At 65.5% G+C, this 16920-nt stretch carries 17 protein-coding genes, 1 tRNA gene and 1 pseudogene; 8 read left to right on the forward strand and 11 right to left on the reverse strand.

All coding sequences use genetic code 11. From position 1 onward, the window contains the following. Positions 1–18: 18 nt before the first annotated feature. The 6 genes from LQV16_RS19805 to argS form a co-directional block, all read right to left on the reverse strand. Positions 19–396 carry a Rho termination factor N-terminal domain-containing protein gene (locus LQV16_RS19805; RefSeq protein WP_290369404.1) on the reverse strand — a complete coding sequence of 126 codons (378 nt, stop codon included), beginning with the start codon at positions 394–396 and terminating at the stop codon, positions 19–21. A gap of 319 nt (positions 397–715) precedes the next feature. Then, complete coding sequence (thrB, locus tag LQV16_RS19810) at positions 716–1702, reverse strand: homoserine kinase (protein WP_229995588.1); 987 nt, start codon at positions 1700–1702, stop codon at positions 716–718. A gap of 2 nt (positions 1703–1704) precedes the next feature. Continuing rightward, positions 1705–2811, reverse strand: coding sequence for a threonine synthase (gene thrC, locus LQV16_RS19815; RefSeq protein ID WP_229995589.1), 1107 nt, complete (start codon positions 2809–2811; stop codon positions 1705–1707). Further along, positions 2812–4128: a homoserine dehydrogenase gene (locus LQV16_RS19820; protein ID WP_229995590.1), complete on the reverse strand. Its 1317-nt coding sequence runs from the start codon at positions 4126–4128 to the stop codon at positions 2812–2814. Further along, positions 4125–5666: a diaminopimelate decarboxylase gene (gene lysA, locus LQV16_RS19825; RefSeq protein WP_229995591.1), complete on the reverse strand. Its 1542-nt coding sequence runs from the start codon at positions 5664–5666 to the stop codon at positions 4125–4127. Before lysA ends, LQV16_RS19820 begins: the two co-directional genes overlap by 4 nt. Before the next feature lie 5 nt (positions 5667–5671). Next, complete coding sequence (argS, locus tag LQV16_RS19830; protein ID WP_229995592.1) at positions 5672–7336, reverse strand: arginine--tRNA ligase; 1665 nt, start codon at positions 7334–7336, stop codon at positions 5672–5674. Between the two features lie 198 nt (positions 7337–7534). Here argS and LQV16_RS19835 point away from each other — a divergent pair, with 198 nt between their 5' ends. From LQV16_RS19835 to LQV16_RS19865, 7 genes are all read left to right on the forward strand, one after another. After that, positions 7535–7978 carry a hypothetical protein gene (locus LQV16_RS19835; RefSeq protein WP_229995593.1) on the forward strand — a complete coding sequence of 148 codons (444 nt, stop codon included), beginning with the start codon at positions 7535–7537 and terminating at the stop codon, positions 7976–7978. Between the two features lie 7 nt (positions 7979–7985). Further along, positions 7986–8858, forward strand: a complete 873-nt coding sequence (locus LQV16_RS19840; RefSeq protein ID WP_229995594.1) for an FAD:protein FMN transferase — start codon at positions 7986–7988, stop codon at positions 8856–8858. Further along, the gene (locus LQV16_RS19845) at positions 8855–10462 is read left to right on the forward strand and encodes an FAD-dependent oxidoreductase (protein WP_229995595.1); all 1608 of its coding nucleotides are present in this window, start codon (positions 8855–8857) and stop codon (positions 10460–10462) included. The genes LQV16_RS19840 and LQV16_RS19845 overlap by 4 nt, the downstream gene beginning before the upstream one ends. A gap of 158 nt (positions 10463–10620) precedes the next feature. Then, positions 10621–10693, forward strand: a tRNA-Arg gene (locus tag LQV16_RS19850). A gap of 439 nt (positions 10694–11132) precedes the next feature. Further along, positions 11133–11498 (forward strand): FtsX-like permease family protein, encoded by a 366-nt coding sequence (locus LQV16_RS19855; protein WP_229995596.1) that lies wholly within the window; start codon positions 11133–11135, stop codon positions 11496–11498. 246 nt (positions 11499–11744) lie between these two features. Next, positions 11745–12326 (forward strand): recombinase family protein, encoded by a 582-nt coding sequence (locus tag LQV16_RS19860; RefSeq protein WP_229995597.1) that lies wholly within the window; start codon positions 11745–11747, stop codon positions 12324–12326. A gap of 122 nt (positions 12327–12448) precedes the next feature. Further along, on the forward strand, positions 12449–12688 hold the full coding sequence (locus LQV16_RS19865; RefSeq protein WP_229995598.1) for a hypothetical protein: 240 nt from the start codon (positions 12449–12451) through the stop codon (positions 12686–12688). On the opposite strand, the gene LQV16_RS19870 is transcribed toward LQV16_RS19865, so the two are convergent. The 4 genes from LQV16_RS19870 to LQV16_RS23770 form a co-directional block, all read right to left on the reverse strand. Further along, a complete protein-coding gene (locus tag LQV16_RS19870) occupies positions 12675–13493 on the reverse strand; it encodes a hypothetical protein (protein WP_229995599.1) in 819 nt (272 codons plus the stop codon). The two genes, LQV16_RS19865 and LQV16_RS19870, sit on opposite strands and share 14 nt — an antisense overlap. Positions 13494–13842: 349 nt before the next feature. Beyond that, positions 13843–14436 (reverse strand): zinc-ribbon domain-containing protein, encoded by a 594-nt coding sequence (locus tag LQV16_RS23760; RefSeq protein ID WP_356815839.1) that lies wholly within the window; start codon positions 14434–14436, stop codon positions 13843–13845. 80 nt (positions 14437–14516) lie between these two features. Next, entirely contained in the window at positions 14517–14882 is a 366-nt protein-coding gene (locus LQV16_RS23765; protein WP_356815833.1) for a zinc-ribbon domain-containing protein, read from the reverse strand. Continuing rightward, positions 14866–15561, reverse strand: a complete 696-nt coding sequence (locus tag LQV16_RS23770; protein WP_356815835.1) for a zinc-ribbon domain-containing protein — start codon at positions 15559–15561, stop codon at positions 14866–14868. Before LQV16_RS23770 ends, LQV16_RS23765 begins: the two co-directional genes overlap by 17 nt. Here LQV16_RS23770 and LQV16_RS23775 point away from each other — a divergent pair. Beyond that, the gene (locus LQV16_RS23775; protein WP_356815837.1) at positions 15560–15895 is read left to right on the forward strand and encodes a transposase; all 336 of its coding nucleotides are present in this window, start codon (positions 15560–15562) and stop codon (positions 15893–15895) included. The two genes, LQV16_RS23770 and LQV16_RS23775, sit on opposite strands and share 2 nt — an antisense overlap. 458 nt (positions 15896–16353) lie before the next feature. Here LQV16_RS23775 and LQV16_RS19875 read toward each other — a convergent pair. Further along, positions 16354–16920: pseudogene (locus LQV16_RS19875) on the reverse strand (hypothetical protein); the annotation flags it as partial.

The raw sequence follows: 16920 nt of genomic DNA on the forward strand, positions 1-16920 counted from the left end.
GGCGGGCGCGGTGACGACTCAGTCGCTGCCTGCACGGCGGCTGCGGCCGCGGCGGGCGCGGGGGCTTTCCTGGGCCGGGGCCTCCTCGGCGGCTGGCGCCGTGGCGGGCGCAGCTACCGGGGCGGCTGCGTGGGCAACGGTGCCGTTGTCACTCGCCTTTTCGGCAGCGCGGGCCGGAGCCTTGCTTACCGGGGTGCCTGCGCGGTGAGCGGAAATGGCCGTAACCAGATCGCCCTTGCGCATGCGGGAACCGCCGGAGATGCCCAGCTGGCTGGCGAGGGCCTGGAGTTGGGCGAGCTTGAGGCCTGCAAGGCCGCTGCTCTTGGCGGGTGCTGCCGTTGATTCGGCAGCAGAAGATGTATCCACAGCCGGAGACAGCTCAGTGGTTTCGGTCACGAAGGATCCTTCCCCCTCGACGGCGTCCAGGCTAAGAGCTGGACGCGGTGATTTGATCTGGGCTGCAGTTCAGATCTGCAGCCGGGATTTCGGCCTTGCCGGATGGATTTCGGCCAGCAGGGCCGGATACTGCTTCACCATGCACGATCCGAGAAATGAGGAACGGCGGGCTGAGTTTCAGGGGGCAGAACAATTCTGCTGATTCCTGCGTCAGACCGAAAGCAGGTGGCACCGGAAAATATCGCGCAGTGAAAGATGAGAGAGGCTACGTGGCCAACATCGCGGTCTTACAACGGTTACAAATTTACCGCCTGCGTATTTACCGCCGGTGCACTTCCACTTTAGCACCTTCGACGTCCACGGCCAGCTTCATCACACGCCAGCCCACTTCCGGCGTGTTGCCCGCAGTGTGGGCGCCGATGAAGTCCACCACCTCACGGGCTTCCGCTTCCCCGTTGGCCAGGACCAGCACGGTGGGTCCGGCGCCGGATACGACGGCGGCGTGCCCTGCCCGGCGCAGCGCGCTAATCAGCTCCGCGCTGGGCCGCATGGCCTGGGCGCGGTAGCTCTGGTGCAGGTAGTCCTCGGTGCCGGGCAGCAGGAACTGCGGGTTGGCGGTCAGGGCATGGATCAGCAGGGCGGCGCGGCCGGAGTTCATGGCCGCGGCATGGTGGCCCACCGACGCCGGCAAGAGTGCCCGGGCGGCCTCGGTGGAAAGCTCGTAGTCCGGCACGGCGACAACGGGAATCACCGAGGCGGCCACGGACGCACACGTGCTGCTGTACTGGTCACTGTCCTGCCATGACAGCGCCAGTCCGCCGAAAATCGCGGGTGCCACGTTGTCCGGGTGGCCTTCCATTTCGCTTGTGAGCTGCAGGATCCAATCCCGGCCCCGCCGGGAGGCCTCCGGAACCAGGGCATTCGCGGCGCTGACGGCTGCCACCACGGCCGACGCCGAGGAACCCAGGCCCCGCCCGTGCGGGTTGACGTTGTCCGCCGTGATTCGCAGGCCTTCGTGCCGGAATCCGAGGCGGTGCAGTGCCTCGGTGAGGGCCTTGACCACGAGGTGCGTCGCATCGCGGGGCAGGGACTCGGCGCCCTCGCCACTGAGCTCGAATTCAAGTTCACCGCTGGCCAGGGTTTCCACGGTGAGCGTGTCATGCAGCGTGAGGGCCAGGCCGAGGCTGTCGTAGCCGGGGCCCAGGTTGGCGCTCGTGGCCGGCACGCGCACGGTGACCAGCTGGCCCGCCGGTACGGCCGGGGAGCCGGCAGCTGATTCGGCCGGGACGGTGAGGGTTGTTTCCAACGTTATCTTTCTTCCAGTCCCAGTGCTGCGGCGACGGTGACGACGTCGTTGGAGACCTTGACCGGCTGCACGTCGCTGCCGTCCTCGGTGCGCAGGGCCCACTGCGGGTCCTTGAGGCCGTGACCGGTCACCGTGATCACGATCGTCTTGCCGGTCGGCACTTCCCCGGCTGCGTGCTTCTTGATCAGTCCGGCGACCCCGGCAGCGGAGCCGGGCTCCACGAAGACGCCTTCCCGGGCGGAGAGCCAGCGGTGCGCGGACAGGATTTCCTCGTCCGTGACGGCCTCGATCACGCCGCCGGATTCATCCCGGGCCGCCACGGCGGTGTCCCAGGAGGCCGGGTTGCCGATCCGGATGGCGGTGGCAATGGTGTCGGGCTCGGTGATGGGGTGGCCGGCCACGAAGGGCGCCGCCCCTGCGGCCTGGAAGCCCCACATGACAGGGGTCTTGGTGGAAACGGCAGGCAGCGGCCCGGCAGTAGGCGACTCAAAGGCCGCGGCGTACTCCTTGTAGCCCTTCCAGTACGCGCTGATGTTGCCGGCGTTGCCCACCGGAAGCACGTGGAAATCGGGGGCGTCGCCGAGCGAATCCACCACCTCGAAGGCACCGGTCTTCTGGCCTTCGATCCGGGCCGGGTTGACGGAGTTGACCAGGAAGACCGGGTAGGACTCGCCGAGCTTGCGGGCGATGTCGAGGCAGTCATCGAAGTTGCCGTCCACCTGCAGCAGCGTGGCCCCGTGCGCGACTGCCTGGCTGAGCTTGCCCATGGAGATCTTGCCCTCGGGGACCAGCACCGCACACTGCAGCCCGGCCGCCGTCGCGTAGGCCGCGGCGGACGCAGAGGTGTTGCCGGTGGAGGCGCAGACCACGGCCTTGGCGCCGGCGGCCACCGCTGCCGTCATGGCCATGGTCATGCCGCGGTCCTTGAAGGAACCGGTCGGGTTCATGCCTTCGACCTTGAGGTAGACGGTGCTGCCGGTCAGCTCGGAGAGGTGGCGGGCGTGCACGAGCGGGGTGCCGCCCTCGCCCAGGCTAATGACCTTGGTGGCTTCCGTGACAGGAAGACGATCAGCGTATTCGCGGATGACACCGCGCCATTGGTGAGCCACTTAGACTCCTTCTACCCGGAGTACGGATGTGACGGAATTGATGACGTCCAGGCGCCTGACGGCCTCGACGGTTGCTGCAAGTGCGGCTTCGCGTGCACGGTGTGTCACGATCCGCAGCTCGGCCGACTCCACGTTGGAGTCGGCGTCGCGGTGGATGGTCTGCCGCATGATTTCAATGGACACGCCGTGCTCCGCGAAGAGCTGCGCGATCCGGGCCAGGACGCCGGGTTGGTCCGCGACGTCGAGTCCGATGTAGTAGCTCGTGACGGCTGCGTCGATGGGCAGCGGGGGCACGTACCCCGTGGTGGTTTCGGTCCGGCCGGGACCGCCCAGGACAATGCGGCGGGCCGCGGAGACGAGGTCGCCCAGCACGGCGGACGCCGTCGGGGTGCCGCCGGCGCCCTGGCCGTAGAACATGAGCTCGCCGGCGTTCTCGGCTTCGATGAAGACGGCGTTGAACGCACCGCGGACGGCGGCGAGGGGGTGTTCGCGGGGCAGCAGCGTGGGGTGGACGCGGACCGAGACGCCGGTTTTGCCGTCCTCGTCATCCAGTTTCTCGGCAATCGCGAGCAGCTTGATGACAAAGCCGGCCTCCTTGGCGGCAGCGATGTCCGCCGCGGTGACCGACGTGATGCCCTCGCACGAGACGTCTTCCAGCGCGAACCGCGTGTGGAAGGACAGCGAGGCCAGGATCGCGGCCTTGGCCGCGGCGTCGTAGCCTTCGATGTCGGCCGTGGGATCGGCTTCCGCGTAGCCCAGGCGCTGGGCCTCGGCCAGCGCATCGGCGAACTGCGCGCCGGTGGAGTCCATCTGGTCGAGGATGAAGTTGGTGGTGCCGTTGACAATCCCGAGCACCCGGGTGATCCGGTCGCCGGACAGGCTGTCACGGATGGACCGCAGGATGGGGATGGCGCCGGCCACGGCTGCCTCGTAGGAGAGCTGCACACCGGCCTTGTCCGCTTCCTCGTACAGCGTGGGACCGTCCTGGGCCAGGAGCGCCTTGTTGCCGCTGACAACACAGGCACCGTGCCGCATGGCGGTCAGGATCAGGGTCCGGGCCGGCTCAATCCCGCCCATGAGCTCGATGACGACGTCGGCGTCCTTGACGAGGACTTCGGCGTCAGTCGTGAACAGCTCGTGCGGCAGCTCGACGTCGCGCTCGGCATCGAGGTTGCGCACCGCGATGCCCTGCAGTTCCAGGCGGGCTCCCGTGCGCGCGGCGAGGGCGTCGGCGTCGTCAATGAGAATCCGCGCAACCTGGGCCCCAACGTTGCCACAGCCCAGCAGGGCCACTTTCAGGGTTCGCAATTCAGTCATTCAGAGACTCCCATGTCGCGGTTGAGCAAATCTTCTTCGGTTTCCCCGCGGACAATGAGCCGGGCAGATCCGTCGCTGACAGCGATAACGCCCGGCCGGGCCAGATAGTTGTAGTTGCTTGACAGGGCCCAGCAGTAGGCGCCGGTACCCGGTACAGCAAGCAGATCACCGGCTGCCACGTCCTCGGGCAGATATACATCTCTAACAACTATGTCGCCGCTCTCGCAATGTTTGCCCACTACTCGGGACAGCTGCGGCGCCGCATCGGAACTCCGCGAGGCGAGAATTGCCGAATAATCCGCGTCGTACAGCACCGGCCGGGGGTTGTCGCTCATCCCGCCGTCCACCGACACATACCGGCGGGGGTACGTAACGTCCTCGCCGGCATTCTGGCCGGCCGCCGCGCCAACGCTGGCCCCGGAGGACGGGGAATCCACGCGGACGGTCTTGAGCGTGCCGACCTCATACAGCGTGAAGGTGGTGCTTCCGACGATCGCGCGGCCCGGTTCGATCGAGATCCGGGGGGCGGCAATGCCCAGCGCAGCGCACTTGGAACGGACGACGGCGGCCATCGCCTGCGCGATTTCGGCGGCCGGGCGCGGGGTGTCCACGGGGGTGTAGGCGATGCCGTAGCCGCCGCCGAGGTCGAGTTCGGGCAGCACGATGGAGTACTTCGACTGCATCGCTGCCAGGAAGTCCAGGAGCCTCTCCGCGGCGAGGGCGAAGCCGTCCGGTTCGAAGATCTGGGAGCCGATGTGGCAGTGCAGACCCAGCAACTCGATGCTTGCGTGCCCAGTCGCCGCGGCCACGGCTTCCTCTGCGGCGGACAGTCCGGCCCGGTCAGTCGAGTCCCCGGCCATGGAGAGGCCGAACTTCTGGTCCTCGTGGGCGGTGGCGATGAATTCGTGGGTGTGGGCGTGCACTCCGGGAGTCAGCCGCAGCATGACCTTGGCGGTGTCACCCCGGTTGGCGGCGATCGCCGCGACGCGTTCGAGCTCATCGAGGCTGTCCACCACGATCCGGCCCAGCTGCATGTCCAGGGCCCGGTGGATTTCGCCGTCGGACTTGTTGTTCCCGTGCAGGGCGACGTCGGCGCCGGGGATGCCGGCGCGGAAAGCCACGGCGAGTTCGCCGCCGGACGCCGTGTCCAGGCGCAGCCCCTCTTCCTCGACCCACCGGACCACGGACGTGCACAGGAAGGACTTGCCGGCATAGTAGACGTCCACTCCCCCGCAGATATCGGCGAAGGCATCGTTGAATGCGTCGCTGAACGCCCGGGCCCGGGCCCGGAAGTCGGTCTCGCTCAGCACGAACAGCGGCGTACCGTACTGGCGCTGCAGCTCGCTGACCGTCAGCCCCTCGATGGCGAGCTCGCCGTCCTCGTTCCGCGTGACACCGCCCGCCCACAGTGGTTCGTGGAGGGCGTTGAGGTCGGCGGGGACCTCGAGCCAGCCCGGCGCGAGCGGTGAGCCTGCACTTCCGGTGTTGCGTGCGTCAGGCTGTCCTGTGTTTGCGGGCTGTCCTGATTTCGAGGGCATGGCGGTTACATCCGTTCCGGCGCCGAGACGCCCAGCAGTTCCAGTCCGTTGGCCAGCACCTGGCTGGTGGCGTCGTTGAGCCACAGCCTGGTGCGGTTGGTGTCCGTAATGGGTTCCTCGCCCTGGGGTGCCACGCGGCAGGCGTCGTACCAGCGGTGGTAGGCGCCGGCGATGACTTCGAGGTGGCGTGCCACGCGGTGGGGCTCGCGCAACTCGGCGGCCTTCGCCACGATCGAGGGATAGCTGCCCAGGTGCGAGAGCAGCTCGTTTTCGGTGGGATGGTCCAGCAGGGCGGCATTGAAGCTGTCTTTGCCGTTCACACGGCGGTCCACGCCTGCGGCCACGGCATTGCGGGCGGCACCGCGGGAGCGGGCGTGCGCGTACTGGACGTAGAACACCGGGTTTTCGTTGCTGTGCTTCTTCAGCAGGTCCGGGTCCAGCGTCAGCGGCGAATCGGCGGGGAACCGGGCGAGCGAGTACCGGACCGCGTCCTTGCCGAGCCAGGAGATGAGGTCCTTGAGCTCGATGATGTTGCCGGCGCGCTTGGACAGCTTGGCGCCGTTGACGGAAACCAGCTGGCCAATCAGGACCTCGATGTTGACCTCGGGGTCATCGCCCGCGGCGGCCGCGATGGCCTTGAGCCGGTTGATGTAGCCGTGGTGGTCGGCGCCGAGGAGGTAGATCTTCTCGGTGTAGCCGCGGTCCTTCTTGGACAAGTAGTAGGCGGCGTCGGCGGCGAAGTACGTGGGCTCACCGTTTGCGCGGACCATCACGCGGTCCTTGTCGTCGCCGAAGTCGGTGGTGCGCAGCCAGACCGCGCCGCCGTCGTCGAAGACGTGGCCCTGTTCGCGCAGGCGGGCGACGGCGTCTTCGATCGCGCCGGCGTCGTGGAGCTCCTGCTCCGAGAAGTAGACATCAAAGTCGACGCCAAACTCGGCCAGCGTCTGCTTGATGTCGTGCATCTGCGCCTTGTACGCGGCGCCCCGAATCACCGGCAGGGCCGCCACTTCGGTGAGTTCGCGGATGTCCGGGTGCTCGGTGAGCACCTCGTGGCCGAGGTCCGCGATGTACTGGCCCGGGTAGCCGCCCTGGGGCACGTCCCGGCCGTGCAGCCTGGCGAACACGGAGTTCGCGAACACGTTCATCTGGGAGCCGGCGTCGTTGATGTAGTACTCGGCCGTGACGTCGGCACCTGAGGCCCGCAGGACGCGGGCGATCGCGTCGCCGAGGGCGGCCCAGCGGGTGTGGCCGATGTGCAGCGGGCCGGTGGGGTTGGCCGAGACGAACTCCATGTTGACCACGTGCCCGGCGAGCGCTGTATTGGTGCCATAGGCGGTGCCTGCCTCGACGATCGCCTTGGCCAGGGTGCCGGCGGCAGCAGCGTCCACGGTGATGTTCAGGAAGCCGGGGCCGGCGATGTCAACCGCGGACACGCCGTCGATCGTTTTGAGCCGGGCGCTGAGGACGGACGCGAACTCCCGCGGGTTGGTGCCCGCCGTCTTGGCCAGCTGGAGGGCGACGTTGGTGGCCCAGTCCCCGTGGTCCCTGTTCTTCGGGCGCTCCACACGCACCTCATCCGGGATGTCGGCTGCAGAAAGGGCTATGTCACCGGCCGCTACAGCGTCCTTCAGGCAGGCGGATATGGCGAGGGAGAGTTCTTCTGGGGTCACACTTCTAGCCTACCGGTGGGCCCGTGGTGTGGCGGAATCTGGGGCCCGGCATGACGGTTGGGGTAGGGCTCCGGGAAAACCCAAGGTCTTCAATGCCTCGCACCGAGGGTGAACCGTTACCCTGAAATCAACGTCTTCAACCCTGTCAGTGCCTCCACCTTGTTCGCTGTCCGATCCCCGCAAAGAATCGAGTCCCGCATGAATACCGCCTTCCGCAAAAGCGTCCTCGTCGGCATTGCCGGCCTCTCCGTGGCCGGAACTGCGGCTGGCTGCGCCCCGGCTGCGCAGGCGCCGGCCGCACAGGGCGCGCCCCCGGCGTCCGAATCCGCTGCCGGCACCGGCTCCTACAAGGACGGCACGTACAGTGCCGACGGCAACTACACCTCCCCCAACGGCACTGAGACCGTCGGCGTGGAACTCACGCTGGCCAGCGGAGCCGTGTCCGACGTGAAGATCACGCCGCACCCGTCGAATCCGAACACCCGCAAATTCCAGGGCGAGTTCGCGAGCGGCATCCAGGCCCAGGTGGTGGGCAAGAAGCTTGACGAGATCAAGGTTTCCAAAGTGGCCGGATCCTCGCTGACCAGCGGCGGCTTCAACCGGGCCGTGGCGGATATCAAGACACAGGCCCAGGCCCAGTAGGCCGGACGTGCCGCATCCGGGCTGGTCGCACTTCAGCTTTGACGGGATCGGGACCCGCTGGGAGATTTCCACGCCCTCCCGGCTCTCCGGAAAACACCGCCGCGGGCTGCTCGCCACGGTGGAGAGGTACGACGCCGCGTGGTCCCGATTCCGGCCCGACTCCCTCATTGCTGACGCCGCCCGAACACCTGGCCGCATTGAGCTGCCCGCCGAATCAGCCGCCCTGGCCGAACTGTATGGCACGCTGTACCGGCTCACCGGGGGTGCAATGACCCCGCTCATCGGCGGCAGCCTCGAGCGCCTGGGCTACGACGCCGACTACAGCCTGCGCCCGGGCGGTGCTCCGCTTCCCGCGCCGCGCTGGGAGGATGTGCTGGACTGGCAGGGCCCCGCGCTGACAACCACGGCCCCGGTTGTGATCGACGTCGGCGCGGCCGGAAAGGGGCAGCTGGCCGACCTGCTCTCCGCCGAACTCCGGGACGATGGCTTGGCCGAGCACTTCATCGATGCCAGCGGAGACCTGCTGAATCCGGGGCCGGATCCGGTGATGGTTGCCCTCGAGCATCCCTACGATCCAACCCAGGCAATCGGCACCGTCCAGCTCGAGGCCGGCGCCCTCTGCGCTTCCGCCGCCAACCGGCGGGCCTGGGGCGACGGGTTCCATCACGTGCTCGATGGCTTAACGGGAGCGCCGGTGCGGACTGTCGTCGCCAGCTGGGCCATGGCCGGGACCGCGATGGTGGCCGATGCGCTCGCCACCGCTTTGTTCTTTGTCGACGGTCCGAGGCTGGAGCAGGAGTTCGATTTCGCCTGGCTCACCGCCTACTCGGACGGGCACGCGGAATTTTCATCCGATTTTGAAGGGGCCCTGTTTTCATGACTGCCATCACCACCACTGCCCTCGGCTCGAGGCTGGACACCGCTTTGGGCCGGCTCACGATGTACCGGCTGGTGCTCTGGGTCCTGGCCGTCCTGGCCGGCTACAGTCTGCTGCTCAACGTGCTGGGCTGGCTGACGTTCGGGTTGCCGGAAATGCTGGCCCACCTTGTCCTGTGCCTCGGCTTGACCTACGCCTCCAACCAGGGCATCGCCGCACTGTTCCACGTGCGGCCGCACACGGAATCCTCGCTCATCACCGGGTTGCTGCTGTACTTCCTTTTCTGGCCCAGCCAGCTGACACAGGGGCTCCAGCTGGCTGAGCTCGCCGGCGTCGCCCTGGCCTGTGTCCTGGCCTCGGCCTCGAAGTATGCGCTGGCTTGGCGCGGACGGCACATCTTCAATCCCGCGGCGGCCGGCGCATTCCTCGCCGGGCTGACCGGGCTCAATATTGCCACCTGGTGGGCGGCGACGCCGGCAATGCTCTGGCTTGTGCTGCCGGGGGTGCTGCTGGTGCTGTACCGGACCCGGAAGTTTGCCATGGCTGCCGTCTTCACCGTGGTCGCCGTGTCCATCGTGGCCGCGGACCTGCTCCGGGCCGGGATGGAGCTTCCCGAGGCCCTGTGGCAACCGATCGCGCAGCGCCCGGTGCTGTTCTTCGTCGGGTTCATGCTCACCGAACCGCTCACCTTGCCCCCGCGGCGCTGGCAGCAACTGGCGCTGGCCGCCGTCGTCGGGGTGCTGTTCGCGGTCCCCTACAACCTGGGCTTTGTGGCCAACTCCCCCGAGCTGGCGCTGCTGGTGGGCAACGTGCTCGCCTTCGCCGTTGGACAGCGCGGCGGGGTCCGGCTGCGGTTCGTCGCCAGCCGTCCGCTGACGCCCACGACGACGGAATTCAGCTTCCGCCCGGAGCGCCCGGTGCGCTTCATTCCCGGCCAGTCCCTGGAGCTGCACCTGCCTCCAGACACGGCCGGCGGCAACCGCATCCGCAAAGGTGATGCCAAGGGTGATGGGAAGGGAATCCGGCGCGTGTTCAGCCTGACCAGCGCGCCCGGCGCATCCCTGCTGACGATCGGGGTGGGGACGGCGGAGCCGGTGTCGTCAGCCAAGCGCTCGCTGCTGGCCCTTGAACCGGGCGACGGGCTCACCGCGACCACGATAAACGGCGACTTCGTCCTGCCCCGGGACCCGGCCGCCCCCGTGCTGCTCATCGCGGCCGGAATCGGCATCACCCCCTATATGGCCCAACTGGCTGCGGCGTCAGCCGGGGCCCCGTCCGGGAAATCAGCCGGGAGCCCCACCGGGGACCGCGACGTTGTCCTGCTGTACCTGGCCAAGAGTGCCGCCGAGCTGGGCTACGCCGAGGAGCTGCAGCGCTCCGGGGCGCGCATCCTGGCCCGGCTTGCCGACGGTTCGGTGCCGCCGGCCAACATGGAGGATGCAGGCGCCAGGAGGATTGACGCGGCGGCCCTCAAGGAGCTGGTCCCCGACATCGGGGGCCGGGATGTCTTCGTCTCCGGCTCGCCCGCCAGCGTGCGTTCGCTGCGGGCCGCGGCACGTGGCGCGGGCGCACGCCGGGTCCATGTGGATTTCTTCGCCGGCTACTGAGCGGACCGGCCAATTCGCGGGATTTATCACGCATTTGAAGCCTACTTAAGACGCGTTTGGTTCCACCAGACTCCACAAATGTGTGCCGATTTTCCGTTGAGGGCCACCTTCCTGCTAAGCTCTAGGACGTCCCGCCGGTAACGGCAGGAACCCTGGATGCCCTCGTAGCTCAGGGGATAGAGCGTCTGCCTCCGGAGCAGAAGGTCGTAGGTTCGAATCCTATCGAGGGCACAAAAGAAAACCCCGTCATTTCACGGAAGTGGCGGGGTTTTTGCTGATCAGCTTGACATGACGGATGATTCATGCCCCCCGATTCCCACCGCTTCCCCGGCTAGGTGTTACTTTTATGTCACCTCCGGACTGTTGCGTGGCCCAACGCCAGCGGAGAACCACAACTTGTGCCCGAATGTCCAGACTCCCCGGGCCAATCTGGATCGCCGGGCACGAAGGGAGCGAGTCGCGACACCGCGGATCATCAGCAGTGAGATTCCCATTCCGCGGCATCGTCTGCAGGCGGCGCCTGCTGGAGCTTGAGGGACCCCCAGCAACGATGTGCGAGGAAGACACGGCGGCACCGCGTGTTTCCGTTCAGCCGCCGCCAGGAAACTGAGTCCGGCACCCGTCAAAGGGCGTATGTCCGTCAACCGGGGTAGCCCCCACATGCCGCGGAATGTTTGTCGCGATCGCAATCGCCGGCCTGTCCCTTGCCGTCGCCACCGCCTCCGCCGTTCTGGACCGTAAGAGAGTTCTGGGTCTGATGCGACTGATGGGGATGCCGGTTTCCGTCCTGCGCCGCATCATCACCCGTGAAGCAGCAGTCCCGCTCCTGACCGTGCTGCTGCTCTCAGTCGGCCTCGGATTCCTCGTGGCCTGGCTGATGGTTACCTTCATTGACGACACCTACCAGATGACCTGGCCGGCCCCCGATTACTTCACGGCTCTGGGCCTCAGCCTGCTCCTGGCCCTCGGAGCGGTCACCGCGACATTCGGTCTCATCCGGGGCAATACCCCAATGACGGCTACACGCTTCGAATGAAACCGCAGTCCCCACGAACGCCGGCCATGGGAATGCCAGCGACCTTCTCGGAAACGAAGGATTTCAAGAACACCTTAAATCGAGAATGGCGGCGCTTGCGGCCAGGGACCCGAAGGCCGCGCAGTTCGGCGGGAAACCGCCATTGCAATGAGAAGCCCCGCCCCGCCGGGCGGTTCTCATAAATAGTTCTCGGAACTGTACGGTCGAGCCAGGAGTCCGCATCGAGTTTTGAGAAGAGAAACCCATATGGCTGCACACCGTATCGGCTACGCCAGAGTGTCCACGCGCGACCAGAACCTTGATCTGCAGTTGGCTGCCTTAAAAGGTGCAGGATGTGACCGCATCTTTGAGGACACAATGAGCGGTACCAAGGCCGGCCGCCCAGGTCTCGCCAAAGCGCTGGAAGCACTCCGTGAGGGAGATACTCTCATCGTGTGGAAGCTGGACCGTCTTGGCCGCAGCGTGAAGGGCCTCCTGGATTTCGCCGGAGGCCTGAACGAGCGCGGCATTGGCTTTGTCAGCCTCACCGATTCGATCGACACTACCACCGCCTCGGGCCGCTTCTTCTTCAACGTGATGGCCTCCCTGGCGCAGATGGAACGCGAGCTCATGGTCGAACGCACCCAGGCAGGCCTACAGGCAGCGCGCGAACAGGGCCGGGTCGGCGGACGCAAACGTGTAATGACTGAAGCCAAGATCCGCTCAGCTCGGAAGCTCCTCAGCCAGGGAACGCCGCCAAAGGAAGTTGCCGCCAGCCTCGGGGTCTCGGTGCCCACACTGTACCGCTGGGTCCCGGCGACGAACCCTGAAGCAGTTGCAGTCCCGTAGCTCGACCTTTGGTGCAGACGACTGTTGAAAAAATGCATGACGGTGCACGGACCTCTGGCATCCCGATGTCAACAGTCCTCGCCCCGTCCTGTCCCATGAACTGGTGCAGACGACTCCTGAAAATGACAACGGTCGAATATGGCACAGTGCGAGGAGACTACCTGGAACATGATGACAGCCAGATCGCCGTCATCGCGGGCGCCATCCTCAAAGACGAGCACATCGACCTCGAGTTCGGCTTCCTCCACCCTGCTGCAGAACGTCCCTTCCAGCTGATCAGATTCGAGCTTCTGCCGGGCGGGATCTCAATCACATGCGCCAGTAGCCAGTCCGCGTATGGCAGCGGCGTTATGAAGCTTTGATAATGACATCGTCGACATAGCTGTCGCCCACCTGCCGGGGGTGCTCCGCCCCCAGCTGCACCCGGGTCAGCGTCGTGAACCCTGTGCTGACCTGGTGGCTGGAGTAGAGGAGGCTGGCGTCGAACCAGACCTCAACGGTGGAGGCGGCACCGTTGGCCACCACGCGCATCACCACCTTGTGCCAGGAGCCGAGCTGTACCGCCAGTCCAAGGTTGGTGTATCCGTAAGTGCCCGAAGGGGACGCTACGCGCAGCCACAGTTGGCCGTTGCCGTTGTCGCGGAAAACATCGGCCACACGGATGCCACCATTGAAGAACCGGAAATACGGGACGTTGTTTCCTACGTTGCCCGCCGTCTTGATATTGAACCAGCCGTCGGCGTAGGCGCCCGAGGAGCCCGCCGGCAGGGTTGCTGACATCTTGGCCACCGAGCCTGAGTCATCCGTGACGTGCAGGAAGGCCGCGCAGCCCCCTGAATGGTGCTGGTCGGAAGTGACAGAGGCCGTCCCGGTCCCCGACGTGCTGGCAATAAACCCCTCCAGCGTTCGGGATTCGAAACTGGTTGCCACCACGGGTACGCCCGGGTACTGGTTGGAAGGTGGCGGCGTGCCGGGCTGGCAGACCGGGGCCGGGGCCTTCTTGTTCTTGTTGTTTTTGTTCTTGTTGTCGTTTTTGTTCTTGTTGCTGTTGTTGCTGCTGTTATTGCTATTGTTGCTGCTGTTGATCGCTGTGGCGGCTGTTGCGGCCATCGGGGCGGCGAACATCAGTGCGATTGCTGTGGCCAACGCGAGCAGGGTTTTCTTCATGGTCTCTCCCCGGAAAATGTGTCACCGGTGTTTATTGGGGCTGTGAAGCCAGGCGCGGTGAGACTGGCCGCTTCAGGCGCCGGATCTTTCCGGCGCCTGAATCATAGGACACGGTTGCTCTCTCTGTCACGAGTAGCGGGTACTCGCTCCCTCGGTACTTATGGCCTTATTCAGATCCGATCTTCGGGAGGAAGGCCAAGCATCAGCTGCATTAGCCCGACTTTGTGCCCGCTCCGGGGACACCTAAACGCAGCACGAACCGCCATTTTGAACTGTGAATTAACCGCCAAACGAAGTTAACAGTCACACCCGGGGACAGCAGCACCACGGCTGGCCGTCATGTTGGCACTCAACAAACGATCGTTTTTGAGAATGCGTCGAAAGCCCAGTTCTCGCCGTCCCCGGGTGTCACTGTGCGTCGCGCGTTCGGGCACTGCTGGCAAACCATGCCCTTTGCCCGATCGGCCACTGAATCCTGCGTGACGTGGCCGCTGCTGCAGAGCCACCACACCACCTTGCCCGTGTGAGGCAACAGCACTTCGGCAGTCACCTCTCCATTCAGTGTCGGGTGAAGTTGTCTTGCCAGTTCAGGGCGAAGCACAGCAAGGGACGTCTCGCGCGTGGGATAGCGACCCGAGCAATACCCGCAGCCGGTTCCTCTTCCAGTCCGCTGGTCAATCATGGCAGCGTACTCGTGGCCCACAGGGCAAAGCCACCTCACCTTTTGCCCGGAGGCCCCGGTCATCTGCCGAGGTGTCTTGTGGTTGAGGGTTGGATGCCATTCCAGAGCTACCAGTGGGAAACGCACGGCCAAGGACCGGGCACCATAGTCGCCAAGCCTTCGCACGGCGATAATCTGGGCGGCGTAGTCCTCTCCCCCAGCAACCGCGGCTTTTATGTATTCCCGCACAACCTTCGTGGCGTCGGAAGTCAGCAAGCCCATGTCGGCCAAGTGCCCCACCGACGCCACCTCCAAAGCCGAGGGTGCACGTCGAACCACCACATCGGAGGGGCCGAGGGGCGTTAGCGGATACTCACGTACGCGGACAACCGTATGCCCCTCGCTCTCCAGGAGTCTGGTCTTTTCCCGGTCGCGGGGTTCCTTCTCGGCATGCCAATACGAGCCGTCGAACTCGATGGCGAAGCGTCGACAACCACGTCGATGCGCAGTCGCCGCCCGTTCGAAAGCTTGAGGCTAACATCATTGGCTATCTGGCTGTAGTGACTGCCGAGAACATGCTGGATCTCGGCATATGTGCCGATCTCCAACTCCGAGAGGCCAACTAGCAGGCACTTTCCACACGAACTCCCTGCGGTTCGCTTGAAAACCATGGCCTGCCATTCATGCCCATTGTTGCAGAGCCACCAAGCGTTATGCCGGGGCGCCATCAGTCACTTGGTGCGGCAGGAGGTCGCGATTTTTCGTGGGGTGCCATTCGGCGGCGATTTCCGGGTGACGGCTCGCAAGGTCATTGCCATATCCGACTCGTTGGTTCGCGCAGTACGGGCCGCCCGGACGAAAGTCCTTCGTCCTGTTGGAAATTATGGACTCCCACTCATGTCCGCAAAGACCCAACCACCAAACTCGCCGATTAGATTGGGGCAACACTTGGTCAGGCGTCAGCGGCAAGTTCTTCGTTGGGTGCCATTCCATCGCCACCTCCGGCACGCACGTGGCGAGATCATTGCCGTAGCCCACCTTTCGCTGCCCGCAAAATGGACACCCAATGCCGGCAACCTGGCTATAGACCGCGGCCTCCCAGACATGGCCACGCTCACACTTCCACCACACTTTCATATGCATTCCAGGTGACAGCTGGTCGAATGAAACCTGCCCGTTTAGGCTCTCATGGAACTGCCCTACGAGTTCCGGCGCGGCGGCGGTCAAGCTTATACTTAGTCGTTTCGTCATGGCTTCGTCAGCGTAGCCCCTAGGTCTGACAGCGTTTCTCGGACACAGATCAGTTCCGCGGGACCGCACCGACTTGACCCGAGTGCAACGGGTGGGGGTAACCCCGCCGCCGTAATTCGATCCGGCCCGCGCGGAAGATCTCAACACCGCTGGCATGACCCGCCTGGCCGCACCTCGGCCTGACGGGGTCGGGGGCTACGAACCCAATGGAGGGAGCGCAAAGACCGGACTCAACCGGCCCATACGCGATGCAGGCTGGAGACAGTTCCTGGATTTGATACGCGCCAAGGCTGAAAGCGCCGGGCGGGAGTTCATCCAAGTCAACCCCGCCTACACTTCCCCGACCTGCAGTGCTTGCGGGCACCGGGAGGCGGCCAACCGGAACGGCAAGCATTTCCATTGCCTTTCGTGCGGGCATCGGGACGACGCCGACATCAATGCGGCGGTCAACATACCCAGGGCCGGACTGGTCCTGCGGGACACGGCGTAAACCGCACCCCGAGAAGCCCGCATCAGGGAGAGGTCACACTCGAACAGGAGTTTTTTGGCTGGCTTAGGTCAACACGTGCCTCGGCGTCAGCGTAGGCTTCCCTGTCCAGGACTCCGATGACGCTGCGGAAGTGCGGTCGGCCGCAGTAGCCAGGACTGAGTGGTAGTCGGCGCTAAATCAACGGCGCGGGCTTCCCTGCCCTTCAGACCCAGGACACTCTTCGCGGCGTCAAGAGAAAGCAGAACAGGGCCCCTGATGGGCCTCCAGCGCCGACCAAGAACTCGTCCACCTTGTCGAAGTGGTCGTTGTGCTTCCGGGCCCGGAACCGTTGTGGTCCGGGGTCCTGCACGGCAGGGCTATTTGTTCTTGCCTGCCCCGGAGGACGCATAAGACTGAGCAACAGGTGATCCGGGGTTCGGTTCATCCGTAGGAGGCATCCCAAGCGTCAGCGGCATGGGTCAGCGGGCGGTAAGCGCCCCGCTGGTCCGAGAGACGGTCGTGTAGCCGAGCCGGGAACCGGTGACCCGGACGGTGAGTTTGGTGCCCTTGTCGGCGGTCCGGATCGGGACGCCGTTGCGCAGCCAGCGGTACGTGAAGGCAGTGCCCCAGCTCCAGGTGCCCCGCTTCACGGTCAGGAAATTCCCGGCCTGTACGGTGCCGGCAATCGTCGGCGTGGCCGAACTCAGGGTCGCAGCGGCCACCTTCGCCGAAGCGTCGGTCGTCTGGGTCTTCAGGATCCTGCCCTCCAGCGTGGAGGTGACCCTGACGGATATTTTCTTGCCGAAGTCTGCGCCCACAAGGGTGTAGTCGCGGCCGGTCGCCCCGGCGATCGGGGCGCCGTCGCGCAGCCACTGGCGGGACTCCTTCACCACCCTCATGTCATAGCGGGTCCAGACGCCGGCGGAGACGGTCAGTGTCTGTTTCACGGTTGCTGAGCCGCTGATGGCCGGGGCTTTGGCCTGATCCGGGTCACGCGGTGTCAGGGGCTTGGGGGCGGTGACTTTAATGCGGGTCGGGGCATAGCC

It is taken from the genome of Arthrobacter sp. Bi26 (assembly GCF_918697925.1).
GTDB lineage: Bacteria > Actinomycetota > Actinomycetes > Actinomycetales > Micrococcaceae > Arthrobacter.